The sequence below is a fragment of the Castellaniella sp. genome (assembly GCF_034674885.1).
Classification (GTDB): Bacteria; Pseudomonadota; Gammaproteobacteria; order Burkholderiales; family Burkholderiaceae_B; genus Castellaniella.
The window spans coordinates 25502-51393 of the sequence record NZ_JAUCDS010000009.1 but is presented as its reverse complement, the minus strand read 5'-3'; the positions used below and the strand labels follow the sequence as shown (position 1 = coordinate 51393).

The window sequence follows — 25892 nt, the reverse complement described above, 5'->3', positions numbered from 1 at the left end:
TTAGCGTAACCCGGATGAACGGAGAAATCAGTGCGATCCAGCATCACCTTCAAGCTGTTTCTGGCGATTCTGGCAAGCTGCATCCTCGTGGCGCTGGCCATGGGTGTCGCGGTGCGTGTCAGTTTCGACAGCGGCTTTGACGATTACGTGCAGGAACGCGAACATCAGCGTCTGGATGCGCTGGCGCAACTGCTGGCGACGGACTACGCCGAAGCCGGCAGCTGGGAATTCCTGTCGGATCGGCGCGACCGCTGGTGGCGCAGTCTGCGGTTGTCGCGGCGCGACCTGTCCGATGATCGAGGCCATGACGGCCCTCCGCTGCGGGTGACGCTGGTGGATGGCCAGGGCGACTGGCTGGCGGGGCCCCGGGTGCGGGCGGATGCCGGCATGCGCCGGGTCCCGATCGTGTCCCAGGGGCGAACCGTGGGGTGGTTGCTGACGCCGCCATTCGTGCCGCGCGTGGTCAATGACGATATCGATCAGCAGTTCCAGTCCCGGCAGTTGCGGGCGACCTGGGTGATCGTAGGGCTGTCGGTGCTGCTGGCGGCGCTGGTCAGTCTCCTGCTGGCCAGGGTCCTGCTGGTGCCGGTGCGGCGCCTGGCTCAGGCTACGCACCGGCTGGCCGGTGGGGACTATCGGACGCGAGTACGGGTAGGGGCGCTGGATGAACTGGGTCGCCTGGCCCGGGATTTCAACCGCCTGGCTCACAGTCTCGAACGCCATGAACAATGGCGGCGCGAGCTGATGGCCGACGTTTCGCACGAATTGCGCACGCCGCTGTCGGTCCTGCGTGGCGAGATCGAGGCCTTGCAGGACGGACTGCGTCCGCTGGACCAGACAGCACTGTCCTCGCTGGCGCATGAAGTCGGCCAGCTCAGCGAACTGATCAATGATCTCTACGAATTGTCGCTGGCCGATGCCGGAGCCCTGACTTACCACATGGAGCCCGTCGATCTCGGAGCCGTGGTGTCGCAGGCGGCAGATGCCGTGCGGGATCGCTTTGATCGCCATGGCCTGGCGCTGGACTTGCAGGTGGCCCCTGGCTTGGTCATGCAAGGCGATGTGCGGCGCTTGTCCCAACTGGTGGGCAATCTGCTGGAGAACAGTCTGCGCTACACCGACAGCCCGGGGCGGGTGCGCGTGCGAGCCGGCCGCCAGGGGCAGGACCTGCTGCTGGAAGTCGCCGACACGGCCCCCGGCGTCGCTGCCGAACATCTGCCCAGGCTGTTCGAACGCCTGTACCGGGCCGAGGCATCCCGCAGCCGCCAGCATGGCGGCGCCGGCCTGGGGCTGGCGATCTGCCGCCATATCGTGCAGGCCCATGACGGGCAGATCAACGCGTCCGCGTCCGATCTGGGAGGGCTGGCCATCCAGATCCGCTGGCCGGCCAATGACACGAACGAGGAAACCGCATGAACATTCTTGTCGTCGAAGACGAACCCAAGCTCGCTGACGTCCTGCGCACCTACCTGGAAGCTGCCGGCTATGCCGTCCGTTGGGTGGACAATGGCCTGGAGGTCATGGACGTGGTGGCGCAATGGGCGCCCGACCTGGTGCTGCTGGACCTGATGCTGCCAGGGCGCGACGGTCTGGACGTCTGCCGCGACATCCGCGCCAGGACCCGCATCCCGGTGATCATGGTGACTGCTCGTACCGAAGAGATCGACCGCCTGCTGGGCCTGGAACTGGGGGCCGACGACTACATCTGCAAGCCCTACAGTCCTCGTGAAGTCGTGGCTCGGGTGCGGGCCGTGTTGCGGCGCTTCGAGACGGTTCCTCCGACGGCGCAACTCGAGGCGGCCGGACTGTTGGTCCAGGCCGATGCCTGGCAGGCGCGTCTGGACGGTGTGGTGCTGGATCTGACGCCGGTGGAATTTCGCCTGCTCGCCCTGCTGGCCAGTCAGCCCGGGCGGATCTTCACCCGCGACCAGGTGCTGGACGGCCTGTACGACGACCACCGGATCGTGACCGACCGCACAGTGGACAGCCACGTGAAGAACCTGCGCCGCAAGCTGGCCGAGGTGCGGCCCGGCGACGATCTGATCCGCTCTGTGTACGGGGTCGGGTACCGGCTGGACCTGCCTGCCGATGCCTCGTGACGCTGTCCGGCCCTGGAGAGGAGCCGGACAGCACGTTGCCTTACATGGGCTTGGGGTCGTGCCCGCTCAGGCGTCCGCCTGATGGCGTGGATCCGGCGCCCAGCACGATGCCGTTGATCTTCTGGCCGTACAGATCGTGTTTGCCACCGTGGTGGTCCTTGGTCGTGGCCTGCAGGTCGCCCGTGTAGCGTGGGTCCTGGGGGCGTTCATGGGCGTTCATGAAATACGCCACGTCCCAGGCTTGTTGTTCGCTGAGGCTGCCGCCGCGACTCAGGGGCATGTTGGCGTGGATGAAGGCGGCCGCCGTGCTGATGGAGTGCATGCCGGCGCCCCAGTTGAAGGAATCGTCTCCCCAGAGGGCGGGAAACACCATGCGGCCTGTGGCATCGTGCTGGCCTTGGCCTTGCGCTCCGTGGCACAGGGCGCATTGCTGTTCGAAGACTTTCTGGCCGCGCACATAGTCGGCCGGCTGTGCGGGCTCGGCCAGTTTCGGGAAGCCTTGACCGGCCAGTTTGACGCCGGTGGGCGCGCCCTGCGCCATCCAGTACATATAACTTTCGAGATCGACGATGGCGTCGCTGTCGGCGGGCGGCATCTTGCCGTTCATGCTGAACTGGAAGCAACCCTGCAGGCGTTCTGCCAGGGTATTGACGTGACCGTTCTTCGAACGGTAGGCGGGATACAGCACATAGGCTGCCCACAGGGGGGACGCGCCCGCCTGGCGGCCTGCATCCATGTGGCAACTGGAACAGTTCAGGGAATTGCCCGTGTAGTTTCCGGCGAATTTCTCGGTATGCAGGAAGATATCCTGGCCGCGCCGCACGGCATCGCCGAAAGGCCCGTCGGGGATCGTGTCTGCGGGCGGAGGCGTGAATTGCGGCGCGGGGGCCGCCGCCTGAGCGGGCTGCAGGGCGAAGATGGCAGCGCCGATCAGCGTGCCCGCAAGTTGCGTGCAAAATGGTTTCAGCGTCATTGTTTGGCTCCGGTAGCGGGGGCTGCCGCCTGGGGCAGGCCGGCAAAGTACGTGGCGACGGCGTCGATCTGCGTGTCGTCCAGCCGTTTGGCGATGTCGCCCATCAGCTCGCCCGGGCCGCTGGCGCGCTGGCCTTGGCGCCAGAGCTTGAACTGCTCAACGATGTAGGCCTTGCTCAGACCGGCAATGGCCGGGAAATCTTCGCCCACGCCGATGCCTCCTGCGGCATGGCATTGGGTACAGGCCGGCACCTGCTTGGACCAGTCGCCGCGATTGGCCAGCCATGCGCCGGCATCCTTGACGTCCGGGTAGGTCTGCGCCTGATCGGCCACCCTGGCGGGATCCCAGGGGTGGGGCAGGGATGCGACATAGGCTGCTACGGCTTGTCGTTGCGGGACCGACAGCGCCGAGGCAATCGGTTTCATGATGGCGTTCTGGCGGCTGCCGTCGGCCAGTGCCTGCAATTGTTCCTGCAGGTAGACGGCGCCCTGGCCTGCCAGGTACGGAAAATTGGCGGCGGCGGAGCCTTCGCCCTGGGCGCCGTGACAGGCCAGACAGGCGGGGGCGCCTGCCACCCCCTGGGTGTAGATCTGCTTGCCCTGGTCCAGCAGCGCGTCGGCCTGGACAGTGGACAGGGCCGACAAAGTCAGGCAACCTGCCAAAATAGATTTCCATCTCAGGCTTGGCCTGAGACCGTGGCGTGTATTCATGCTTCTTCCTCGGTATGGCATGGGGTCTATATGCCTCAATATTATAAACATGGACATTTTGGTCATTAAGGGGCGGCAGGGCTGTATTGCTCGTGTTGGCCGGCGCATGGCGCAGCTGTGGCTGATGATGGGGGCAGCGGCCATTCTGGTGGGCTGTGCCGGGCCTGCGGGTACCGGGCACACCAGCCGGGCGCTGTCGCCGATCAATCCCGCCGAGCGGACAGAGGTCGTGATGACGGCGCTCAGCCTGTTGGATACCCAGTACCGCTACGGCAGCGCCCGTCCGGCGCGGGGCTTCGACTGCAGTGGCCTGGTCAAATACGTATTTGCCACGGCAACGCGCACGGCACTGCCGCACAACACCGATCAGATCGCGCAGCTCAGCCGGCCGATCGCCCGCAGCAGGCTGCAGCCGGGCGACCTGGTGTTTTTCAATACGCTGGGCCAGCCCAATTCCCATATGGGGATTTATGTCGGGGATGGGCGTTTCATCAACGCGCCGTCCTCGGGCGGGCAGGTGCGTATCGATTCCCTGGACAACCCGTATTACCGCAAGCACTTCCAGTCGGTCGGGACCTTGTTCGGCAGCTGATCGTTGTCCAACAGAAAGGCCCCCGCAGGGGCCTTGGAAGTGATCAGGGAGAATGCGCCAGGATCAGGATTTCGTCGTCTTGGCTGTGCCCTTGTCCTTGCGTTGATGGTGTTCCGCCAGTGTCTGGCGCTGTTCGGGTGTCAGCACGGCGCGGATCTGTGCCATGGATTGCGCCCGCAGCAGGGCCAGCTGCCCCTGGGCCTGACCCAGGGCGTCGGCGGCCTGTTTGGCCTTCGCCTGATCGAACGAGTCTGCGCGGCCCAGTTCGCGCAGCGTGCCGGCAGCGGCCTTCACGGCTTTTTTCTGATCGTAGACGGCCTGTTCCTGATCATGGCGGATCTTGAAGATCTGGTCTTGCTGGTCCTGGGTCAGGTCCAGGCCACGCAGCCAGCGGTCGCCGTGCATGGATCGTGCGTGATGGTCTGCCCGCTGATGGGTGCGCATGCCTTCGGATTGCGGGCCGGGGGCCGCGCTGGCGGCCAGGGGCGCGGCGACGATGGCAGTTGCCAGGGCCAAAACGGAAAGAGTGCGGGAAGCGTGGATCGTCATGGTCGGTGTCCTTCTGATTTGACCGCGCCAGGGTGGTGCGGCGATGGAGACAGATTACGGACCGACTGCGGCGCAACCGTGGACGAAATGTGAAAAAAATATGAATCCCGCATTGGCCGTGAAGCAGGCCGCCGGAGCGCCGGCACCGACGGTAGCCGGACGCGGCGGCTGGCCACTGCGATTGGTCACTGCGGCTTGGCGGCGCCTTCGGGCCAGTAGTAGCTGTCTGGCAGCGCCCGCGAACCGAAGATCGCCTGGCCCACGCGCACGGTAGTGGCGCCTTCTTCGATGGCCCATTCGAAGTCTCCCGACATGCCCATCGACAGCTCGGCGAAGGCCTCGCCCTGGGGGGCGTCCTGGCGCAGTTGGTCGCGCAGGGAACGCAGCAGCACGAAACAAGGCCGTACATGGCTTTCGTCGGACGAGAACAGCGCCAGCGTCATCAGACCGCGCACCCGCAGGCTGCCATAAGCCGGCAGGGCGCGGACGAAATCCAGGACCTGGTCGGGCGGCAAACCGAATTTGCTGTCTTCGTTCGAGGTATTGACCTGCACGAATACGTCCAGGCTGCGGCCTTCTTCCTGCAGCCGGCGGTCCAGGGCTTCGGCCACGCGCAGGTTGTCCAGGGCCTGGAATTCCTGCGCGAAGCGGGCCACGAACTTCGCCTTGTTGGTCTGCAGGTGTCCGATGACCGCCCAGTGCAGGTCGTCCAGGTCGCTCATGGTTTCCCATTTGCCGTAGGCTTCCTGGACCTTGTTTTCGCCCAGCAAGCGGCAGCCCGCCGCATAGGCCATGCGGATCCGGGACTCATCCACGGTCTTGCTGACCGGCAGCAGGCGTACCTCGGCCGGGTCGCGGCCGGCGCGGGCGCAGGCACTGTCGATCCGGTGCCGGATGTCGGCCAGATTGGCCTGGATTTCTTCCTGGGAAGACGCCGTCTGGTAGGCCGGACGGATCGGGGAAACAGCGCTCATGGACAGCCTCGGGTCATGCGGTACGAAACCCATTAAGGATACCCTCAATTGCCGGCTGGGATCCGGGTCGGCAGCTGGCTTTGCGGGCCGGATCCCGTATCATGCTGCTGTTGAGGACAGGAGGTGCGAATGCGGGAACCGGCGACGGATCTGATGCCAGGCCTGGTGCTGGTGCACGGCAACCGGGCCGAACAGCTGCGCGACGTCCTGGTGGCCTGGATGCGGCACAACCCGCTGGCCCCGCTCGAAAACGAATGCCTGCTGGTACACAGCAACGGCATTGCCCAGTGGCTGCGCCTGGCGCTGGCTCAGGATGCCCATGGCGGCATCGCGGCAGCCCTGGATTTCCTGCTGCCCTCGCGGTTCATGTGGCAGGCCTATCGCAGCGTGCTGGGGGCCGGCGCCGTGCCGGAAGACTCGCCGCTGGACAAGGACGCCCTGGTCTGGCGCCTGATGCGCCTGCTGCCCGCAGTGCTGGATCGGCCCGAATACACCGTGCTGCAGCAGTTCCTGGCCGATGATGCCGACGTGCGCAAACGTTATCAGTTGGCCGGCCGCCTGGCAGACCTGTTCGATCAGTATCAGGTCTATCGGGCCGACTGGCTGCAGGCCTGGTCCGAAGGCCGCATGGTGCTCCCCGATGGCCGGGGGCAAGATCAGGACTTGCCCGCGACCCAGGCCTGGCAGGCGCATTTGTGGCGAGCCTTGCTCGATGACCTGATTGCCCGGCCAGATATCCCGGCCGCACAGGGGGACCGGGCCGGCCGCGCCGCCATCCACGAAGCCTTCATGTCCCGGGTGCTGTCGGCCGATGCGGCGGATCGCCCTGCCGGCCTGCCGCGCCGCATCCTGGTGTTCGGCATTTCCGCCATGCCGCGTCAGACCTTCGAGGCCTTGGCCGGCCTGTCGCGCTGGGTGCAGATCCTGGTCTGTGTCCATAATCCTTGCGCCCATTACTGGGCGGACATCCAGGGCGACCGGGACTTGCTGCGAGCACGGTTTCGCCGACAGGCCCGCCGGCCGGGCATGCCCGACGTCCTGGACGACGCGGCCCTGCATCAGCAGACGCATCCGCTGTTGGCGTCCTGGGGACGCCAGGGGCGCGACTATATCGGCATGCTCGACGATTTCGACGACCCTGCCCAGCGAGCCCGCTGGGATCCGCAATTCGCCGTCCTGCACCGACGCATCGACGCCTTCGAAGAACTGCCCGGCGCCAGCCTGCTGGCCCAGTTGCAGGACGACATCCGCGATCTGCGGCCGCTGTCGGAGACCCGGACGCTTTGGCCCGACGTGGACCCGGCACGCGATATGTCCATCCGCTTCCAGGTGGCCCACAGCGCTCAGCGCGAAGTCGAGATCCTTCAGGACCAGCTGCTGGCGGCCTTTCAGGCGGATCCCACCTTGCAGCCGCGTGACATCATCGTCATGGTGCCCGACATCGAGGCCTATGCGCCGCACATCCAGGCCGTGTTCGGCCTGTACGGTTCGCGCGACTGGCGCCACATCCCGTATGCCCTGGCAGACCGCAGTTCGCGCCGCGCCGATCCACTGGTGATCGTGCTGGAACAGCTGCTGTCGCTGCCGCGCCTGCGTCTGGGGATCAACGAAGTCCTGGAATGGCTGGAAGTTCCGGCCTTGCGGCAGCGCTTCGGGATCGCCGCCGAGGATCTGCCGTTGCTGCAGACCTGGGCTCGGGAATCCCAGGTCCGCTGGGGGTTGCATGCAGATCATCGGGCAGTGTTCGATCTGGATCAAAGCCCCCAGGCGGCGCATCGCCATACCTGGGATTTCGGCCTGCGACGCATGCTGCTGGGCTATGCGTCCGGCGACGACGCCCCCGCCTGGCAAGGGATCGAACCTTACGACGAACCTGCCGGCTTGCAGGCTGCCGTCCTGGGCGGGCTGGCCCATTTCCTGGATACCCTGGATCACTACTGGCGGCTGCTCAGCGAGCCCGCCAGCCCGTCGGCCTGGGGCAGTTGCCTGCAGGCCCTGCTGGATGATTGCTTTGCGCCGGATCAGGATGCCGATGCCTTGGTCCTGAGCCGTTTTCGCGAGAGTCTGCAGACGTGGCTGCAGCAGTGCCAGGCCGCCGGCCTGGACGAACCCTTGCCCTCGGCCATCGTGGTCGAGCATTGTCTGGGGGGGCTGGATCAGGGGGGGCTGTCCCAGCGGTTTTTTGCGGGCGCCGTGACCTTTGCCACGCTGATGCCGATGCGGGCCATTCCATTTCGGCGGGTCTGCCTGCTGGGCATGCAGGATGGCGCTTTTCCTCGAATCCGGCCGCCGTCGGACATGGATCTCATGGCCACGCACCCGCGTTCGGGGGACCGCTCGCGGCGGGAAGACGACCGCTACCTGTTTCTGGAAGCCCTGCTGTCGGCGCGCGAGCAACTGAGCATCTCCTGGATCGGCCACAGCATCCAGGACAATGCCGAGCAGCCGCCGTCGGTGCTGGTGGCCCAGCTGCGGGAACATCTGGATCGGGGGTGGCGCGGCGTGGATGCGAAGTCGTCCCTAGCCGAATCCCTGACCTGCCACCATCCCTTGCAGCCGTTCAGTCGGCGATACTTTTCCCTGCGGCCGGACGACGGCCAGCAGGGCCTGTTCACCTATGCCGTCGAATGGCGCATCGCGCAGTTGGCTGCCCGACAGGCGCCCGATACGACAGCCGCCATGGCTGGCCTGCTGCCGCTGGCGCCGTCCGACGCACCCCTCACCCTGGGGCGGCTGGGCGCCTTCCTGGCGCATCCTGTCCGGAATTTCTTCCAGCAGCGCTTGCAGGTCAGCTTCCGGGATGCCGATGCGGCGCTCGACGAGGATGAGCCCTACGTGCTTGATCAGCTCGAACGCTGGCGCCTGAACCAGGAACTCCTGGATGCCGCTGTCGCGGCAGAGCGAGGAACGTCGAAAAGGGACAGCCAGGAAGGCGTGGGGCCCCTGATCGATCAGGCGCTCGACCAGGGCCTGCAGCGCCTGCAGCGGCGCGGCGCTCTGGTCGACGGCGCTTTGGGCCGGGCGGCTGCCGGTGCCCTGCGCCGAGCGCTGGATCCGGCGCTGACGGCCTATGTGAAGGCTTGCGAAGAGTGGCCTGTCCAGGTGGCGGAGCCCCTGCGCCTGTGCACGGCGGCGCCAGTGGCGCAGAGCGAGGACTGGCGCTTCGAGGATGTCCTGAACGGCTGGCGGCGCGACGATCAGGGCGGCTGGTGCCGCGTGCTGTTGCAGGCCGGGCATCTGGTCAGCGACAGGAACCGGTACCGTTTCAAGGCCCTGTTGGGGGCCTGGGTGGAACACGTCGCGGCGCACGTGCAGGGCCGTTCCCTGACGACGCTGCTGATCAGCCCCAAGGGGCAAGTCACCTTCGAACCCTTGTCGCCGGAGGCGGCCCAGGCGATCTGGCAGGATTGGTGGGCCTGCTGGCGCACCGGCATGCAGGCGGCCCTGCCGGTGGACGTCAACGCCGCAGGCGCCTGGCTGCGCTCCGGATCTGATCCTCGGGAAGACGGCGGGGCCTGGCAAGCCGCTCGCGAAGCCTACGACCGGACCATCGAACGGGATCTGTACCTGCGCCGCTGCTACCCTGATTTCGCAGCCCTGGCCGAGAATGGGCAGTTCTTTGTCCTGGCCCGGTCCCTGTATGGCGCGCTATCGGACGAGCTGCCGGCGGATGCACGTCGGCGTGCCGCGCGGGCGGGCTCGGCATGATGGCTGATATGGCTCCGATCCCCCGTCAACCGCCTCAGGTGGATCCGCTGCGCTTCGTGCTGCAGGGCAGCCATCTGATCGAGGCCAGCGCCGGCACCGGCAAGACCTGGACGATTGCCGCGCTGTACGTGCGGCTGGTGCTGGGGCATGGCGGACAGGCGGCCAGGCTGCCCGGGCAGATCCTGGTCCTGACCTTCACTGATGCGGCCGCCCAGGAACTGCGCGACCGCATCCGCAGCCGCCTGTCCGAGGCGGCCGCCGGTTTTGCCAATGATGGCGATTCTCTCGACGCGCCGCCGCTGGACGATCCGTTCCTGGAAGCTTTGCGGGCCGAGTATCCGCAGGATCAGTGGTCCGCCTGCGCCCGGACCCTGGACCTGGCCGCCCAGTCCATGGACGAGGCCGCCATTTCCACCATCCATGCCTGGTGTGCCCGGATACTGCAGGAACACGCGTTCGACAGCGCCAGCCAGTTCGAACAGGAATTGCTGACCGATCTGAACGAGCTCAAGCGCCAGGTCGCCTGGGATTACTGGCGGGCCTGCGTTGCCGCGCTGGACGACCGGGCGCTGGCTGAAGTGCTGGCGGTCTGGGCCACGCCCGACGCGCTGCATCAGGCGCTGGCCCATCTGTTGACACAGGAGGGCCTGCCATCGCCTGAGGGCGGCACCCTGGCGCAGGTCTGCGCAGAGACGCTGGCCGGCCGCATGGCCGCCTTGCAGGCGCTCAAGGAACCCTGGGGCGTGCAGGCAGATGCCTTCCTGGCCTGGCTGGAATCCCAAGGCAAGCAGATCAAGATCCGGCCCAACGATCGCGGCAATTGGCTGCAGAGCCTGCGGGACTGGGCCGCCCAACCGGATCAGATCGAGCCTGCGCTCAGCAAGACGGCCTGGGATGCGCTCTCGCCCGAGGGGCTGCTGGGCCGCTGGCAGGGGGATGGCCCCGCGCCGGAACCTCCGGCCGCCAGCCTGGCCCTGCAGCGGCTGCAGCAGGATCTGCGGCGCCTGCCAGCCCTGCAACTGCCGGCGCGCAGGCATGCGCTGGCCTGGATGGCCGATCGGCTGCGGCAGATGCTGAGCCGTCGCGCAGCCATGGGTTTCGACGGCCTGCTGACCGGCCTGGATGCCGCCTTGCAGGGCACGCGTGGCGATCCCCTGGCGCACACTCTGCGCCAGCAGTTTCCTGTGGTGCTGATCGATGAGTTCCAGGATACGGATCCCGTCCAGTATCGGATCTTCGACCGGATCTATTGCGTGGCGTCGCCGCAGCCCCAGACGACGCTGATCTTCATCGGCGATCCCAAGCAGGCCATCTACAGTTTTCGGGGCGCCGACGTGCAAACCTACCTGCGGGCGGCCCAGGCCTGCGGCGACCGGGTGCAGACTCTGGATTGCAACTACCGCTCCGCGCGATCGTTGGTGCAGGCCGTCAATCATTGCTTCGACCGACAGGACGGCGAACCTGTGTTCCCGACGGGGCTGCCGGGGGAAAGCATCGCCTTTCATCCGGTGCAGGCACAGGGCAGGGACGAGATCTGGACGATATCCGGCCACCTGCCGCCCGCCTTGCAGGCCTGCTGGATCGAGACCGAAGGCGAGGGGCCTTTGGGGGTTGGCGTTTATTGCGATCAGGCGGCCCGAGCCTGCGCCCGGCAGGTGGCCGTCTGCTTGCAGATGGGGCGAGAAGGCCGCGCCGGTTTCCGTTCGGCGCAGGGTCTGCAAGCCGTCCAGCCCTCGGATATGGCCATTCTGGTGAACAGCCGCGATGAGGCCGGACTGGTTCGGGACGCTTTGGCGGAACTCGGTTTGCGCAGCGTCTACCTGTCCGATCGGCGGTCCGTTTATGAATCCGGGACGGCCCTGGAACTGGGTTTCATCCTGAACGCGTGCGCGCATCCGGACGATGAACGGGCCATCCGCGCGGCCCTGGCCACTTCCTTGTTGGGGCTGGAAATATATCAGTTGGCGAAGCTGGTCGAAGACGAGTGGGCCTGGGACGAGCAGGTGGAACGCTTCCAGTCTTATCACGGACGCTGGCGGCAGCGCGGCGTGCTGCCGATGCTGCGCTGGGTGCTGCAGGATTTCGGCGTCCCGTCGCGTCTGTTGGCGCAAGGCGCGGAAGGCGAGCGCCAGCTGACGGACTGCCTGCACCTGGCCGAATTGCTGCAGCAGGCCAGCGTCCAGCTGGACGGGGAAGAGGCGCTGCTGCACTACCTGCAGCGCCAGCGCGAATTCCTCGATGCCGACGCCGATGCCGAAGGTGCCCGCCGCCTGCGCCTGGAAAGCGACGAGGCGCTGGTGCGTATCGTGACCGTGCACAAATCCAAGGGCCTGGAATATCCCCTGGTCTTCCTGCCCTTTGTCTGCCGTGGCCGTTCGGCGCAGCTGAAGGCCGGGCCGCACGCCCTGCACTGGGAAGGGCGGCGGCAATGGCTGCTGGAGCTCAATGCCGAACAGGTGCAGCAGGTGCTGCGCGAACAACTGGGTGAGGAGACCCGCAAGCTCTATGTGGCCCTGACCCGCGCCCGGCATGCGGTCTGGATGGCGCTGGGGGATACAGGACGCGACAGCGGCATGGCGCACGTGCTGGGCGGCGATGTGCGGCAAGCCTGGGATCGGCGCTGCCAGGATTATCCAGACCAGTTTGCCTGGGATCCGGCTGCGGATGATGCCGCGCACAGGGTCTTGGATGCCGGGCCGCAGGCGTTGCGTACTGAAGATCTAGGGCCGGCCAGGCGCCTGAGCGGATTCGCTGTGGGAGAGCCCTGGTGGGTCGCCAGCTATTCCTCGCTGCAATTGGCGGATCGGTCCGCGCGTGGCGCCGAACGGCCGGATGCATCGCCTGACACGGCGCTCGAGGACGTGCTGCGGGAAGAGCAGGGCGTGCGCCAACCGGCGACGGTGTTGCCGCGCGCACCGTCGGCTGGCGCGGATGATGCTGTGTCGGGCGCGATGCTGCCGCAGACCGGCCTGTCCGGTTTCCCCCGAGGCAGCGAGGCCGGTACCTTTTTGCATGGTCTGCTCGAATGGGCGGCGCAACGGCGCTTCCGGCATCTGGACGGCATGCGCGACATGGTCGCGCGCCGCTGCGCGGTGCGCGGCTGGGAGGCGCATATCGATGAACTGCATGCCTGGCTGTCGCGCTTTGCGCAGACCGAGTGGCGCCCGCAACTGCCGGGCGATCCGGTCATCCGGCTGGACAGCGTGCCTGCCTGCCTGCCTGAAATGGAGTTCTGGCTGCCTGTGCAGCGGCTTGCAGTGGCTGAACTGGACCGCCGGATCACGGTGGGCACGTTCGATGCGGCGCCGCGCCCGGCACTGGCGGAGCAAACCCTGGGCGGGCTTTTCAAGGGTTTCATCGACCTGACGCTGCAGTCTGGCGACCGCTATTACCTGATCGACTACAAGTCCAACCATCTGGGGCCGCGTCTGGCCGATTATGCTGCTCCGGCCCTGCGTCAGGCCATGCGGGCCAGCCGCTACGATGTGCAGATGCTGATGTACGTGCTGGCCCTGCACCGGCAATTGCGTGCGCGCCTGCCCGACTATGACTACCAGCGTCATATGGGCGGGGCGGTCTACATGTTCCTGCGCGGCCAGGATGCGCCGGGGCAGGGGTTGTTGTCGCTGTGCCCGCCGCAGGAATTGATTGAATCCCTGGATGCCCTGTTCGCGGGGTCGGAAACCAATGAGCACGAGTAAACAATCTCCCGCGTGGCCGGCATGGCTGTCCTATGGACAGGCCGATGCCGTCCAGGATCTGGAGGTCGCCTTTGCCCGCCTGCTGGTCGAGCAGTGTCCGGACGCGCCCGAAGCGGCGGTTCGCCTGGCCATGCGGTGTTGCGCTCAACTGGCCCAGGGCCATCCCTGCCTGGACCTGCGCGCCGAGCCGGACGGCCTGGCACTGGATGCTGGTCTGGCTCAGCTTGCTGCTGCTTCCTTCGTCGGCGACGGCAGCGGCGATGAACCGGTGGTGCTGCATGGTTCCCGCCTGTATCTGGCCCGCTACTGGCGGGCCGGCGAGCGCATCCGGCAGGCGATCGAAGGGCGCCTGCGGTCAGCCACGGACGCGCTGGCGGATCCCGTGCTGGCGCGGCAATGGCTGGATCGCCTGTTTCCGCCTGCTGCCGGCGCTGCGTTGGATTGGCAGAAGCTGGCCTGCGCGGTGATGCTGGGGCAGCGCTTTGGCATCATCACCGGGGGGCCGGGCACCGGCAAGACCACCACCGTGGTCCGTCTGCTGGCCGTGCTCCAGGGCCTGGCCCAGGCTCGGGGCCTGGCGCAGGGGCTGCGCATCCGTCTGGCTGCGCCCACGGGCAAGGCCGCTGCCCGCCTCAACGAATCCATCGCTGGCAAGCTGCAGGATCTGGGCAGGGATGGCGATCAGGAACTGCGCGCCGCGCTGGGCTGCGTGCCGTCCCAGGTCGTGACGCTGCATCGCCTGCTGGGCAGCCGGCCAGGCACGCGGCGCATGAGCCATCATGCCGGCAACCCCCTGGACCTGGACGTGCTGGTGATCGATGAAGCCTCGATGATGGACATCGAGATGGCGGATGCCGTGCTGTCGGCTCTGCCGCCCGCTGCGCAACTGGTGCTGCTGGGGGACAAAGACCAGCTGGCCTCGGTCGAGGCCGGCGCGGTGCTGGGGGAACTCTGCGCTCGTGCCGAGAGCGGGCACTACACACAGGCCACCTGCGAACGACTGGCAGCCCTGTGCGGCCAGGATCTGCTGGCTGCGGCCGGCAAGCCTGCTCTGGCTGGGGTAGAGGCGGGAGTCCTGCAGTGCCCGGACCCGGCCGGCACGCCTCTGGATCAGGCAGTGGTGATGCTGCGACGCAGCATGCGTTTCGGTGCAGGCAGCGGTATCGGACGCTTTGCCGAGGCCGTCAACCGGAATCAGGCCGCCCAGGCAGACGCGCTGCTGCAGGCGGGGCTGGCGGATCTGGACTGCGTGACACTGGCTGGTGTGGCGGCGGCCGGCGATCCTGCAGACCGGGATGCAGCCGACAGCTGGCTGCGCGCTGCCGGAGTCCTGGCCGAGACCGCCTATCCGGCGATCTTCGCCCATTTGCAGGCCTGTCGGCCGGGCGCAGGTGCGCCGCTGGCGGACTGGGGCCAGTGGGCGCTGGACCTGCTGCGCATCCAGGCGCGTTTCCAGGTGCTGTGCGCCGTCCGGCAGGGGCCCTGGGGGGTTCAGGGCCTGAATCAACTGATCGAATCGCGCCTGCGGTCCGCCGGCCTGATCTCTGCTGCTTACGGCCTTTGGTATCCGGGCCAACCCGTGCTGGTGCGCCGCAATTTGCCCGCTCTGGGCCTGGCCAATGGGGACATGGGCCTGGTGCTGCCAGTGCCAGCCCCCGGCAGGCCGGAGGGGCGCTTGCGGGTGGCCTTTTCCGGCGCCCGACAGGGCACGGTGCGCTGGGTTTCTCCGGCCCGCCTGGCGGATACGGAAACCGCCTACGCCCTGACAGTGCATAAATCTCAGGGTTCCGAATTCGATCGGGTCGTGCTGGTCTTGCCGGATCGTCCAGGGCCGCTCGTGACGCGTGAATTGCTCTATACCGGTGCGACCCGCGCGCGCCGGTCGCTGACGCTGGTGTTGCCGCAGGGCGCGTCCATCGTCCGGCATGCCGTGCAGCACCCGACTCGGCGCGCCGGCGGGGTCTGGAATCCCTGATTGTTTGCGCCGACGCAGAGAATCCGTCCGCGCCGGGCCGTTAAAATGACAGTGACCTCCGAAGGAGACATTCATGGTTTCGATATACGATCAGGATTTGCCCCAGACCTCCGCCAATTTCGCACCTCTGACGCCACTGCTGTACCTGGAGCGTGCTGCCGACGTCTACCCGCATCGCCTGGCCGTCGTGCACGGTCTGGGCGACTCGGCCATTCGGCGCACCTGGGCCGATCTGTATCGGCGCTGCCGCCGCCTGGCCGGCGCGCTGCAGGCCCGGGGCATCGGCCCCGGTCAGACGGTGGCCGTCATGCTGCCCAACGTGCCGGCCATGGTCGAGGCCCATTTCGGCATTCCCATGAGCGGCGCGATCCTCAATACCCTGAATACTCGTCTGGATGCTCAGACGCTGGCCTTCATGCTGGATCATGCGGAAGCCCGCGCCGTCATCGTGGACCGGGAATTTTCCCGCATCATGAGCCAGGCGCTGGCCCTGCGCACACGCACCGAGCCCATCCTGGTCATCGATGCCGACGATCCGCAATACGACGGCCCGGGCCAGGCCATTGGATCCCTGGATTACGAGGCCCTGCTGGCCGAGGGCAATCCTGAATATGCCTGGCGGATGCCGGTATCCGAGTGGGATGCGATTTCGCTGAACTACACCAGCGGCACGACCGGCAACCCCAAGGGCGTCGTCTACCACCATCGGGGTGCGGCCATCAATGCCGTGTCGAACATTCTGGAATGGGACATGCCCAAGCACGCCGTCTATCTGTGGACGTTGCCCATGTTCCATTGCAACGGCTGGTGCTTCCCCTGGACGGTGGCCGCCCGCGCCGGGGTCAACGTCTGCCTGCGGCGGGTGGAGGCGGCAGCCATGATCGACCGCATGGTGGAACACGGCGTCACGCACTATTGCGGCGCGCCCATCGTGCAGAGCATGCTGGTCAATGCCCCGCAGGCGCTGCGAGAACGGATTCCCGCCGGCATCAGCGCCATGGTGGCCGGCGCCGCGCCGCCGGCGTCGATGATCGAGGGCATGGAATCCCTGGGCATCGACCTGACACACGTCTATGGCCTGACCGAAGTCTACGGGCCGGCGACCGTCTGCGCCAAGCGCGAGGACTGGAATGCGCTCGACATCGGCGAGCGGGCGCGCCTGAATGCCCGGCAAGGGGTGCGCTACCATCTGGAGAAGGCCGCCAGGGTCCTGGATCCGGTCACGCTGCAGCCGGTCGCGGCGGATGGCGAGACCATGGGTGAGATCATGTTCCAGGGCAACATCTGCATGAAGGGTTATCTGAAGAACCCCCAGGCCACCCAGGAGGCATTTGCCGGCGGCTGGTTCCACAGCGGCGATCTGGCTGTCATGGACCCGGACGGCTACATCAAGATCAAGGACCGCTCCAAGGACATCATCATTTCGGGCGGCGAGAACATCTCCTCGATCGAGGTCGAGGACGTGCTGTACCGCCACCCGGCCGTGCTGGCTGCGGCTGTCGTGGCGCGGCCCGACGAGCGCTGGGGGGAGACGCCCTGCGCCTTCGTCGAACTCAAGGCCGATGTGCAAGTCAGCGCCGAAGACATCGTGGCGCATTGCAAGGCCCATCTGGCGGGCTACAAGGTGCCGCGCCTGGTCATCTTCGGCGAACTGCCCAAGACTTCCACCGGCAAGATCCAGAAATTCGAACTGCGCCAGCGGGCGCTCAAGGCCGTATGAACGACCGGTGCGCCGACGACGGCGTTCTGCTCAGCCCTGCTCAGATGGCGGCAGCCGACCGGGCGGCCATGGACGCGGGCATCAGCGGCCAGCGCCTGATGGCGGCGGCGGGCGAGGCCGTCGCCCAGGCGATCCAGAGCCGCTGGGCACCGACGTCGGTGCTGGTGCTGTGCGGCCCCGGCAACAATGGCGGCGATGGCTTCATCGTCGCCCAACGGCTGCGAGCAGCAGGGTGGCCGGTGCGGGTTGCCCTGATGGGTGATGTCGCTGCCCTGCGTGGCGATGCCGCCTGGGCAGCCCGAGGCTGGACGGGGGCGGTCGAATCCGCCGATCCGGCGTCTCTGGCAGGGTCCGGCCTGATCGTCGATGCTCTCCTGGGCGCGGGTTTCAGCCGCGCCCCCGATGCGGCGCTGGATGCACTGATCCGGGCCGTGAATGCGGCTGGCGTGCCGGTGTGCGCGGTCGATGTGCCCACTGGCCTGGACGGCGCGACCGGCCAGTGCCCGGGGGCCGTCGTCCAGGCTGATCTTACCGTCACCTTCTTTCGCCGCAAGCCGGGGCATCTGCTGCTGCCCGGCCGGGCGCTTTGCGGCGAACTGCGCTGCACCGACATCGGCATCCCGCCCGCCGTGCTGGGGCCGATTGCAGCACAGGTCTGGGCCAATGAGCCCGATCTGTGGCTGTCGCACTTTCCCTGGCCGGGTTCCGGCGACCACAAGTACCGGCGCGGACACGTGCTGGTGGTCGGCGGCGCCCGCATGCTGGGGGCCAGCCGTCTGGCCTGCCTGGCGGCTGGCCGCATCGGAGCCGGCCTGGTGACGCTGGCAGTGCCGCCTGAGGCCTGGGCCGTCCAGGCGGGGGCGCTGACTTCCGTGATGGTCGAATCCCTGCCTGGAGACGGGGACCTGCAACCGGCGCTGGCGGATCCTCGACGTAATGCGCTGCTGATCGGCCCGGGCCTGGGTCGATCCGATGCGGCTGGGCACCAGGTGCTGGATATGCTGGCCACCGAGCGGCCGTGCGTGCTGGATGCGGATGCGCTCAGCGTCTTCGCCGACCGGCCCGATACGCTGCTCGACGCCCTGCATCCCCGGTGCGTCCTGACCCCGCATGAAGGCGAGTTCGCCCGTCTGTTCTCGCTGTCCGGCGACAAACTGCAGCGAACGCGCGCAGCCGCGCAGCGCAGCGGCGCCGTGCTGGTGCTCAAGGGCGCGGACACCGTGATCGCAGCAGCCGACGGGCGCTGCGCCATCAACGACAATGCGCCGCCCACGCTGGCCACAGCCGGTGCGGGGGACGTGCTGGCCGGTTGCATTGCAGGCCTGCTGGCCGCCGGCATGCCGGCCTGGCACGCCGCCTGTGCCGCCGTCTGGCTGCACGGTCTGGCCGCCGACCGGCTGGGTTGGGGGTTATTGGCCGAAGATCTGCCCGGCGCCCTGCCGGGCGCGCTGGCCTCGCTGGCGCAACTGGCCGAACATCGGATGGAATAGACAATGGCTGACGTGATTGCCCTGGTTTTCGATTTCGACGACACGCTGGCGCCGGACAGCACCTCCGGTTTTCTGCAACACCTGGGGGTGGACGTCGACGCCTTCTGGCACGACCGGGTTGACCCCCTGCTGAACGAGCAGGACTGGGATCCGGTGCCGGCCTATCTGTACCGCATGCTGGAATTGTCCCGCAGCGGCCCCCGCAGCCGCATCACCCGCGAAGGCCTGCAGGCCTGGGGACGACAATTGCCCCTGCACGAGGGCGTCAATACATTGTTCAAGCGCCTGCGCACGCGCCTGCATCAGGCGCATCCCACCGTGCAGCTGGAGTTCTACCTGATTTCCAGCGGTATCGGCGACGTGTTGCGCAGCACGCCGATTGCGGACCAGTTCGCCGACATCTGGGCGTCCGAATTCCATTACGACGAGTCTGGCGCCATCGATTTCCCGCGCCGGATCGTCAGTTTCACGGACAAGACCCGCTACCTGTTCCATATCCAGAAGGGCATGATCGGGCCGGAGTCGCGCAACAAACCTTTCGAGGTCAATCGCAAGGTCGATGCGGACAAGCTGCGCGTGCCTTTCGATCAGATGATCTTCGTGGGCGACGGTTATACCGATATTCCCTGCTTTTCCCTGATCCGCCGATCAGGCGGGGTGGCGTTCGGCGTCTGGGATCCGCGCCACAAGGAAAAACGCAGCCGGGCCTGGGGCTTCATCGAAGACGGGCGGGTGTCCAATCTGAACCAGGCGCGGTTTGGCGAAGACGCCGAACTCTATCAGTGGCTGGAAGCCGCCGTCGAAAGCCTGGCGTCCAAGATCGTGCTCAAGGCGCGAACCTATCGTGGCTAGTCGTCCTCGATCCGGGCAGGGTTCGCCACAGACCGACGTGGCCGCAGGCGCCGGGTCCCACGCAGACGGGCCGGTGCTGGACGATGCCGCCGCCATGGCCCTGGCGCTGGACCAGGCCCGGCAGGCGGCAGGCCTGGGCGAGGTTCCGGTCGGCGCCGTCGTGCTGGACGAGGATGGCCGCCTGCTGGCTGCGGGCCACAACCGCACCATCCTGGATCGCGACCCCACGGCGCATGCCGAGATCGTCGCCTTGCGCGCCGCTGCCCGCCGCCTGGATAATTACCGCCTCGGCGGCGCGCGGCTGTTCGTGACGCTGGAACCCTGCGCCATGTGCCTGGGCGCCATGTTCCACGCCCGGCTGGCGGATATCGTCTATGGTGCGGCCGACCCCAAGACCGGCGCCTGCGGCGGGGTGGTGGACCTGACCCGGCAGGCCCGCCTGAATCACCACGCCACGGTGCGTGGCGGCCTGTGCGCCGACACCTGTGGCGAACTGTTGCGCGCGTTTTTCCGTACGCGGCGCCAGGCCGCGCGCGATGCCCGCCAGGGCCGCGCAGCGGCCGGTGCCGCCGCTCATGCAGACCCCGCATTCTCGTCAACCGCTTCCATTCATTCCAGCTCATCGACCATGAAAAAAGCCTCTTCCGCATTGGCACCCTCTGAACACAGCCAGGCCCCGCAGCGTGCGTCGCGCCCGGAAGACGAGAGCACCCATCACGCCACGCACACGCACTGGGCCTGCCCCGACGACGACGCCCATCACCACCACCATGAAGCGCCCTCGGGCATCTATCTGATTTCCCCTTCGGGCGCCGTCCCCGATCCCGCCGTGCTGGATCTGTCGGTCCAGCGCCTGAAGGCCATGGGCTATCGCGTCACGGTCGATCGCACCGCGCGCGCCGTGCACGAACGGTTCGCGGGCACGGACAAACAGCGCCTGGCCGGCATTCAGCGCGCCCTGAAGCAGAAGCACCCGGTGGTCATGGCTACGCGTGGCGGCTACGGGCTCAGCCGTCTGCTGCCCTTTATCGACTGGCGGGCCGTAGCCGACAGCGGCAAGACCTTTATCGGCCAGAGCGACTTCACGGTCTTCAACCTGGCCCTGCTGGCGCAAACCGGCGCGGTCAGCCTGGCCGGCCCCACCGCCCTGTTTGACTTTGGCGGCAAGAAAGTGGACGACCTGACCCAGGCGCTGTTCCAGGAAACCCTGTCCGGCGAACTGGAGATCCTCAGCTTCGAATCCCCGGATGCGGATCCTGTGGATGCGCGGGGTATCCTGTGGGGCGGCAACCTGGCCATGGTGGCGTCCCTGGTGGGGACCCCGTACCTGCCGGACGTCCAGGGCGGCATCCTGTTCCTGGAAGACATCGCCGAACATCCGTTCCGTGTCGAACGCATGCTGACGCAGCTGTGGCATGCCGGCGTGCTGCAAAAACAACGCGCCATCGTCCTGGGGCATTTCACCGACTATCGCCTGGCGCCGCACGACAATGGCTACGATCTGCCGTCGGTGGTCGCCTGGTTGCGCAAGACCGTCAAGATCCCGGTCGTCACCGGCCTGCCGTTTGGCCACGTCAAGGTCAAGGCCACGCTGCCGATCGGCGCGCGCGTGGGCATGGCCACGGAAGACGGCATGGCGCATCTGGTGCTGCAGGAACACGAACACTGATCGCCGCCGGGGCTTGTAGAATCGTCACATATTCCAGAGCGTACCGAGAGGGTTGAGACATGGCGTTGAAAGACTACCTGGGCGAACAGCTGCTGGGCGTGCTGGCGTCCTACCAGCATCAGGGCATCGTGCATCATGTGGGCGTGGTGTATCCGCGTGCGAACAATGAACTGCGGGTGTTCATCCCCAAAGGTCATGCGCTGGCGGTCGGGTCGCTGGTCACCCTGCATCTGGATAATCGCACCGGGGTGGATGAGCTGGATGCCGAATTGCGCGTGTATCGCACCTCCTACAAAGGCCGGGTGCTGGGAATTGACGAAAGCTGGGTGACGTTGCAGCCCGTTGAATTCATGCTGGTTCATGGTCTGCGGGTCGTCGAGCAGTTTCGCGAGCCGGGCTATGACTTTCCTGCGGATGACCGAACGGAATCCGATCTGCCCATCACGCCCCTGCGGCATCTGGGGCCCGTTCAGGAAAAAGAGCACCACAACAAGGTCGGTATTCTGACTACGTTGGCGGTCGATCAGCCCCACACGACCGTCCTGGCCTTTTTGAATACCGAGGCTGATGACGTGTTTCTGGTTTCCGTGCCAGGCACCTTCAAGCAGCATCAGCTGGACCGGAATCCGCATTGTTTTTTCATCATTGACGAGCGCGCCAAGTTCACCTTCGAACAGGCGATCGACTGGAACTACACCATTCTGGAAATGCAGGCCTGCCAGGTGCCGGCGTCGCTGCCCTTGTACGAGCAGGTCCGGACAGCCTTCGTGCTCAAGAACCCCTGGGAGGCCGATTTCTTTCTGATGGACGGCCTGGAGATGATCCATCTGCAATGCCGATCGATGGTCTTTGCCGGCGAACCCCGGCCGATCCGCAGCGGCCGCGCGTAGGCGGGGTTGGAACGGGCGCGCGCACCGATTTGCTCGACGGCAGAGGACCTGTCGTCGGCCCGCTGTTAGAATGCCAGGTTGTTTTGACCCTTATTTTCCAAGCCACCCACCGTGATCTCCACCAATAATCTCACTATCCAGTTCGGCGCCAAACCTTTGTTCGAGAACGTCAGCGTCAAGTTCGGCGACGGCAACCGCTACGGCCTGATCGGCGCCAACGGCTCGGGCAAGTCCACCCTGATGAAGATCATCGGCGGCGACCTGGAACCGTCTTCCGGCAATGTGGCGCTGGACCCGGGTGTGCGCCTGGGGAAATTGCGCCAGGACCAGTTTGCCTTCGAAGATGTGCGGGTGCTGGACGTAGTGATGATGGGACACGTGGAAATGTGGCAGGCCATGACTGACCGCGATGCCATCTACGCCAACCCGGACGCCAGCGAAGACGACTACATGCGGGCCGCCGAACTGGAAGGAAAATTCGCCGAGTACGACGGCTACACGGCCGAATCGCGCGCCGGCGAACTGTTGCTGGGTCTGGAAATCCCGGTTGAGCAGCACGAGCTGCCCATGCGCGAGATCGCACCGGGCTGGAAGCTGCGGGTGCTGCTGGCTCAGGCGCTGTTCTCCAACCCCGACGTGCTGCTGCTGGACGAACCCACCAACAACCTGGACATCAATACCATACGCTGGTTGGAAAATGTGCTGAACGGCTACGACAGCACCATGATCATCATCAGCCACGACCGCCACTTCCTGAACGAAGTCTGCACCCACATGGCCGACCTGGATTACGGTGAACTGCGCGTCTATCCGGGCAACTACGACGACTACATGCTGGCATCGACCCAGGCTCGCGAGCGCCAGGTGGCCGCCAACGCCCGGGCGAAAGAACGCGTCAGCGAGCTGCAGGATTTCGTGCGCCGCTTCGCAGCCAACAAATCCAAGTCCCGTCAGGCCACGTCGCGCCTGAAGCAGATCGACCGCATCAAGTCCGAGACCGTGCAGGTCAAGCCGTCCTCGCGCCAGAACCCCTACATCCGCTTCGAGGTCAATAAGGTCCTGCACCGCCAGGCCGCCCATATCGAAGACCTGTCAAAGGCCTACGACCGGCCCATCATCCAGGGCCTGAGCACCATGATCGAGGCCGGCCAGAAAGTCGCCATCATTGGCGCCAACGGGGTGGGGAAGACCACGCTGCTGCGCCTGCTGGCGAGCAACCTGGCGCCTGATGACGGCCATGTCCGCTGGTCGGAAAATGCCGACATCGGCTATATGGCGCAGGACGTCTCTGATCAGTTCGATTCCGATCGCGACCTGTTCGACTGGATGACCGACTACCGCCAGGCCGGTGACGAGGATCAGTCCATCCGGTCCGTGCTGGGGCGCCTGCTGTTTTCGGGCGACGAGATCACCAAGGCCGTACGGGTGCTGTCCGGGGGCGAGAAAAACCGCATGAGCTTCGGCCGCCTGATGCTGGGCCGGCACAACGTCATGCTGATGGACGAGCCCACCAACCACCTGGACATGGAATCCATCGAATCGCTGCAGTACGCGCTGGAACAGTACCAAGGCACGCTGGTGTTCGTGTCGCACGACCGGCAGTTCGTGTCCGGCGTGGCGACCCGCGTGATCGAGATCCTGCCCGACGGCCGTTTGAACGACTATCCCGGCACCTACGAGGAATATCTGGCCTCGCAGGGTATCGAGGCCTGATTGCCGCATACGCTGGCCGGCCTGGTCCGCCATGAGGCGGACATCCGCAAAAGCCGCTTCCTGGCGCTGGCCGCGCCCATCGATTCACCCCAGGCGGCCCAAACCTTTCTGGATGCGCATCGTGACCCCCAGGCCACGCACAACTGCTGGGCCTGGCAGTTGGGAGGCCAATACCGCTTCAGCGACGATGGCGAGCCCGGCGGCACAGCGGGCCGGCCCATCCTGCAGGCCATCCAGTCCCAGGATTGCGACCGGGTGGCCGTGCTGCTCATCCGCTGGTTCGGCGGCATCAAACTTGGCACCGGCGGCCTGGCGCGCGCCTACGGCGGCACGGCCGCCGAATGTCTGCGGACGGCTGAAAAGATTCTGATCCGGGAAGAATGTCGTGTGCGCTGCAGTTGCCCGTATGCCGAGATAGATCGCATTCAGGCCCGGCTGCTGGCCGCCGGATCGCGGATCGAGGCGGCGCAGTTCGGTGCCGATGGTGTCGTCTGGGACCTGAGCGTGCCCAAGGCCGAGGCGCCGGCCCTGGAATCCCTGTACGTGGATCTGACCCGGGGGCAGGGCACCTGGCAGGTCCAGGGCGAGGAAGCGCCCTAGGGCCTGCTCCTGCTAGCTTTGGTGCTGGTATCCGCCGCGCCCGGAGGGCAGCACCAGCCAACGGGTGACCAGCAGGTAGACGACCGCAGCCACCAATGCGGAGGGGAAGCTCGCCGACACGTACTGATAGGGAAAGTGCGACTGATAGGTCAGCGGGTTCAGCAGATACAGGTAGGCGGCGAATCCTGCTGCGATTCCCAGGAATCCGGCCGGATTGATGCCGCCCCAAAAGTGGTATTTCGTGCCGGGTCCGGTCAGGAACATTGCCTTGACGTCCACGCCGCCGCGTTGGCGCCGCAGGCCGTAGTAATCCGCGATCTGGATACCGCACAGAGGAGCGAACGAGACGCCCACGAAGGCCAGGAAGGTGCCGAAATTGTCGAAGAACAAATTGGGCATCAGGATGACGATGGCAAAGACTGGCGCCAGTGACAACCCTGTTGTCGTCCGCCAGCCGCAGCGTTGCTGCACCCAGGGGATGCGCTTCAGTCCGACGGAACTGACATAGGCGCCCACCAGTACGGTGCCGACATTGGCCAGCACGATGAACAGCAGCGCCGTGATGCCGCCCCAATAGCCGCCCAGGTTGATCAGGAATGCCGTGGGGTCGCCACCCGATCGAGGAAAGGCCAGGCCGGAAAAGAAACCGACAATGGAGATCACCGACAGTGGCAGGCCCAGGCCTGCCACTGTCGGCCACAGCGCCTTGCGGGCGCTGGGAACCAGGCGCACCAGGCCGCCCACGTAGGGCCACCAGCCGATGCTCGCCACGACCAGCACTTCAAAGCCAGTGGCGTAGTTCCAGGCGCGGTCAGGCGAGGGCTCGGACGGCGAGGCCTGCAGCAGATGCGTCCAGCCGACGTGCTCGACCAACAGGTACAGGATGTACAGGCCCAGGATGACCACCGTGATGGAAATGACTGGTCCGGCGCTTTGCAGCGCGCTGGGACCGCGCCATAGCAGGAACCAGACGGCGAGGGCACCCAGCAGCGAGAAGCCGATCACCAGCGTATCGCGGGCACCGGGGTCCATCCACCCCAGGGAAATCACAATTTCCGCTACGGCGCGGCCCAGGAAGATCAGCAGCAGGCAGTTCCAGCCTGCCATGGTGATGAACATCAGGAAGACAGCGTAGTAGGAGCCGCGTGTCCCCAGTTGTGGGATCGTGCTGGTGGCCGAGTCCACGCCGTGGCGGCCGGTGACCGGTAGCAGCGCCAGGGCAATCAGCAGCATGCCGGCCAGGCCGCCGGCCAGAATCACCAGAATGCCTGGTCCGGCCGACAGATAAAAGGACACGAACCCGCCGATGATGTAGACCCAGGTGGCCACCCCGGTGGCGGCGGCATTGCCGAACAGGGCCATGACGCCCCAGTTGCGTTCGTGGGGCAGGGCGGGCCACGCGTCCTGTCCCACTTTGCCGGAGAAGGTCGGCGTGTCCGTGCCAATCATAGATACCACCCCGCGACCATCATCAGGGCGGGCGCGAGGACGGTCACAGCCAGCAACCAGGCATAGTCCTGGCGCCGGAGATCTTCGCCCATGTTCTGGCGCTGACTGGCAAGTTTCAGCCGCTGCGCCAGTTGGGTGTCGAGGGTCGAGTCGGCGTTTTGCATAGAATCTCCTTCTGTCGGGACGAAAGCATCCAACGGGCACGAGCCGTCGCGGCCTTTGCCCCGT

19 protein-coding genes and 1 pseudogene are annotated in these 25892 nt (G+C 66.3%); 14 read left to right on the top strand and 6 right to left on the bottom strand.

Translation table 11 applies throughout. The features are described 5' to 3' along the window. Positions 1-30 precede the first annotated feature (30 nt). Together VDP74_RS07255 and VDP74_RS07250 are read left to right on the top strand one after the other, a co-directional pair. Positions 31-1416: an ATP-binding protein gene (locus VDP74_RS07255; RefSeq protein ID WP_322998962.1), complete on the top strand. Its 1386-nt coding sequence runs from the start codon at positions 31-33 to the stop codon at positions 1414-1416. After that, a complete protein-coding gene (locus tag VDP74_RS07250; RefSeq protein WP_322998961.1) occupies positions 1413-2099 on the top strand; it encodes a response regulator in 687 nt (228 codons plus the stop codon). Before VDP74_RS07255 ends, VDP74_RS07250 begins: the two co-directional genes overlap by 4 nt. Before the next feature lie 40 nt (positions 2100-2139). On the opposite strand, the gene VDP74_RS07245 is transcribed toward VDP74_RS07250, so the two are convergent. Both VDP74_RS07245 and VDP74_RS07240 read right to left on the bottom strand, forming a co-directional pair. Beyond that, positions 2140-3072 carry a c-type cytochrome gene (locus VDP74_RS07245; RefSeq protein ID WP_322998960.1) on the bottom strand — a complete coding sequence of 311 codons (933 nt, stop codon included), beginning with the start codon at positions 3070-3072 and terminating at the stop codon, positions 2140-2142. Next, positions 3069-3734 carry a c-type cytochrome gene (locus tag VDP74_RS07240; RefSeq protein WP_322998959.1) on the bottom strand — a complete coding sequence of 222 codons (666 nt, stop codon included), beginning with the start codon at positions 3732-3734 and terminating at the stop codon, positions 3069-3071. The genes VDP74_RS07245 and VDP74_RS07240 overlap by 4 nt, the downstream gene beginning before the upstream one ends. Before the next feature lie 154 nt (positions 3735-3888). Here VDP74_RS07240 and VDP74_RS07235 point away from each other — a divergent pair, with 154 nt between their 5' ends. Continuing rightward, a complete protein-coding gene (locus tag VDP74_RS07235; protein ID WP_322998958.1) occupies positions 3889-4374 on the top strand; it encodes a C40 family peptidase in 486 nt (161 codons plus the stop codon). 63 nt (positions 4375-4437) lie between these two features. On the opposite strand, the gene VDP74_RS07230 is transcribed toward VDP74_RS07235, so the two are convergent. Further along, entirely contained in the window at positions 4438-4923 is a 486-nt protein-coding gene (locus VDP74_RS07230; protein ID WP_322998957.1) for a Spy/CpxP family protein refolding chaperone, read from the bottom strand. A 185-nt stretch (positions 4924-5108) separates the two neighbouring features. After that, on the bottom strand, positions 5109-5897 hold the full coding sequence (locus VDP74_RS07225) for a YggS family pyridoxal phosphate-dependent enzyme (protein WP_322998956.1): 789 nt from the start codon (positions 5895-5897) through the stop codon (positions 5109-5111). A gap of 129 nt (positions 5898-6026) precedes the next feature. Between VDP74_RS07225 and recC the strand changes: the two genes are divergently transcribed. From recC to VDP74_RS07170, 11 genes and pseudogenes are all read left to right on the top strand, one after another. Then, positions 6027-9605 (top strand): exodeoxyribonuclease V subunit gamma, encoded by a 3579-nt coding sequence (gene recC, locus VDP74_RS07220; protein ID WP_322998955.1) that lies wholly within the window; start codon positions 6027-6029, stop codon positions 9603-9605. An 8-nt stretch (positions 9606-9613) separates the two neighbouring features. After that, positions 9614-13306 (top strand): exodeoxyribonuclease V subunit beta, encoded by a 3693-nt coding sequence (recB, locus tag VDP74_RS07215; protein WP_322998954.1) that lies wholly within the window; start codon positions 9614-9616, stop codon positions 13304-13306. Beyond that, positions 13293-15281, top strand: a complete 1989-nt coding sequence (recD, locus tag VDP74_RS07210) for an exodeoxyribonuclease V subunit alpha (protein WP_322998953.1) — start codon at positions 13293-13295, stop codon at positions 15279-15281. Before recB ends, recD begins: the two co-directional genes overlap by 14 nt. A gap of 73 nt (positions 15282-15354) precedes the next feature. Next, a complete protein-coding gene (locus VDP74_RS07205; RefSeq protein ID WP_322998952.1) occupies positions 15355-17001 on the top strand; it encodes an acyl-CoA synthetase in 1647 nt (548 codons plus the stop codon). Further along, positions 16998-18491 (top strand): NAD(P)H-hydrate dehydratase, encoded by a 1494-nt coding sequence (locus tag VDP74_RS07200; RefSeq protein ID WP_322998951.1) that lies wholly within the window; start codon positions 16998-17000, stop codon positions 18489-18491. Before VDP74_RS07205 ends, VDP74_RS07200 begins: the two co-directional genes overlap by 4 nt. Positions 18492-18494: 3 nt before the next feature. Continuing rightward, complete coding sequence (locus VDP74_RS07195) at positions 18495-19343, top strand: HAD family hydrolase (protein WP_322998950.1); 849 nt, start codon at positions 18495-18497, stop codon at positions 19341-19343. Continuing rightward, positions 19336-19881, top strand: a pseudogene (gene tadA / locus VDP74_RS07190) (tRNA adenosine(34) deaminase TadA); the annotation flags it as partial. The gene VDP74_RS07195 and the pseudogene tadA, both read left to right, overlap by 8 nt. 90 nt (positions 19882-19971) lie before the next feature. Continuing rightward, a complete protein-coding gene (locus VDP74_RS07185) occupies positions 19972-21012 on the top strand; it encodes an LD-carboxypeptidase (RefSeq protein WP_322999014.1) in 1041 nt (346 codons plus the stop codon). A gap of 59 nt (positions 21013-21071) precedes the next feature. Next, complete coding sequence (locus VDP74_RS07180; RefSeq protein WP_322998949.1) at positions 21072-21902, top strand: hypothetical protein; 831 nt, start codon at positions 21072-21074, stop codon at positions 21900-21902. A 111-nt stretch (positions 21903-22013) separates the two neighbouring features. Further along, positions 22014-23615 (top strand): ABC-F family ATPase, encoded by a 1602-nt coding sequence (locus tag VDP74_RS07175; RefSeq protein ID WP_322998948.1) that lies wholly within the window; start codon positions 22014-22016, stop codon positions 23613-23615. Beyond that, a complete protein-coding gene (locus VDP74_RS07170) occupies positions 23616-24215 on the top strand; it encodes a YigZ family protein (protein ID WP_322998947.1) in 600 nt (199 codons plus the stop codon). It begins immediately after the preceding gene. A gap of 12 nt (positions 24216-24227) precedes the next feature. On the opposite strand, the gene VDP74_RS07165 is transcribed toward VDP74_RS07170, so the two are convergent. Together VDP74_RS07165 and VDP74_RS07160 are read right to left on the bottom strand one after the other, a co-directional pair. Further along, entirely contained in the window at positions 24228-25664 is a 1437-nt protein-coding gene (locus tag VDP74_RS07165; protein ID WP_322998946.1) for a hypothetical protein, read from the bottom strand. Next, on the bottom strand, positions 25661-25828 hold the full coding sequence (locus VDP74_RS07160; protein ID WP_322998945.1) for a hypothetical protein: 168 nt from the start codon (positions 25826-25828) through the stop codon (positions 25661-25663). The genes VDP74_RS07165 and VDP74_RS07160 overlap by 4 nt, the downstream gene beginning before the upstream one ends. Between the last annotated feature and the right edge of the window lie 64 nt (positions 25829-25892).

Bases quoted from the DNA above. Each gene is read 5' to 3' on its own strand.
- VDP74_RS07185 (WP_322999014.1), top strand. From the start codon at position 19,972: ATGAAAAAAGCCTCTTCCGCATTGGCACCCTCTGAACACAGCCAGGCC.
- VDP74_RS07200 (WP_322998951.1), top strand. From the start codon at position 16,998: ATGAACGACCGGTGCGCCGACGACGGCGTTCTGCTCAGCCCTGCTCAG.
- VDP74_RS07205 (WP_322998952.1), top strand. From the start codon at position 15,355: ATGGTTTCGATATACGATCAGGATTTGCCCCAGACCTCCGCCAATTTC.
- VDP74_RS07235 (WP_322998958.1), top strand. From the start codon at position 3,889: ATGGCGCAGCTGTGGCTGATGATGGGGGCAGCGGCCATTCTGGTGGGC.
- recB (WP_322998954.1), top strand. From the start codon at position 9,614: ATGGCTCCGATCCCCCGTCAACCGCCTCAGGTGGATCCGCTGCGCTTC.
- VDP74_RS07250 (WP_322998961.1), top strand. From the start codon at position 1,413: ATGAACATTCTTGTCGTCGAAGACGAACCCAAGCTCGCTGACGTCCTG.
- VDP74_RS07225 (WP_322998956.1), bottom strand. From the start codon at position 5,897: ATGAGCGCTGTTTCCCCGATCCGTCCGGCCTACCAGACGGCGTCTTCC.
- VDP74_RS07230 (WP_322998957.1), bottom strand. From the start codon at position 4,923: ATGACGATCCACGCTTCCCGCACTCTTTCCGTTTTGGCCCTGGCAACT.
- VDP74_RS07165 (WP_322998946.1), bottom strand. From the start codon at position 25,664: ATGATTGGCACGGACACGCCGACCTTCTCCGGCAAAGTGGGACAGGAC.
- VDP74_RS07195 (WP_322998950.1), top strand. From the start codon at position 18,495: ATGGCTGACGTGATTGCCCTGGTTTTCGATTTCGACGACACGCTGGCG.
- recD (WP_322998953.1), top strand. From the start codon at position 13,293: ATGAGCACGAGTAAACAATCTCCCGCGTGGCCGGCATGGCTGTCCTAT.
- VDP74_RS07180 (WP_322998949.1), top strand. From the start codon at position 21,072: ATGGCGTTGAAAGACTACCTGGGCGAACAGCTGCTGGGCGTGCTGGCG.
- VDP74_RS07160 (WP_322998945.1), bottom strand. From the start codon at position 25,828: ATGCAAAACGCCGACTCGACCCTCGACACCCAACTGGCGCAGCGGCTG.
- recC (WP_322998955.1), top strand. From the start codon at position 6,027: ATGCGGGAACCGGCGACGGATCTGATGCCAGGCCTGGTGCTGGTGCAC.
- VDP74_RS07245 (WP_322998960.1), bottom strand. From the start codon at position 3,072: ATGACGCTGAAACCATTTTGCACGCAACTTGCGGGCACGCTGATCGGC.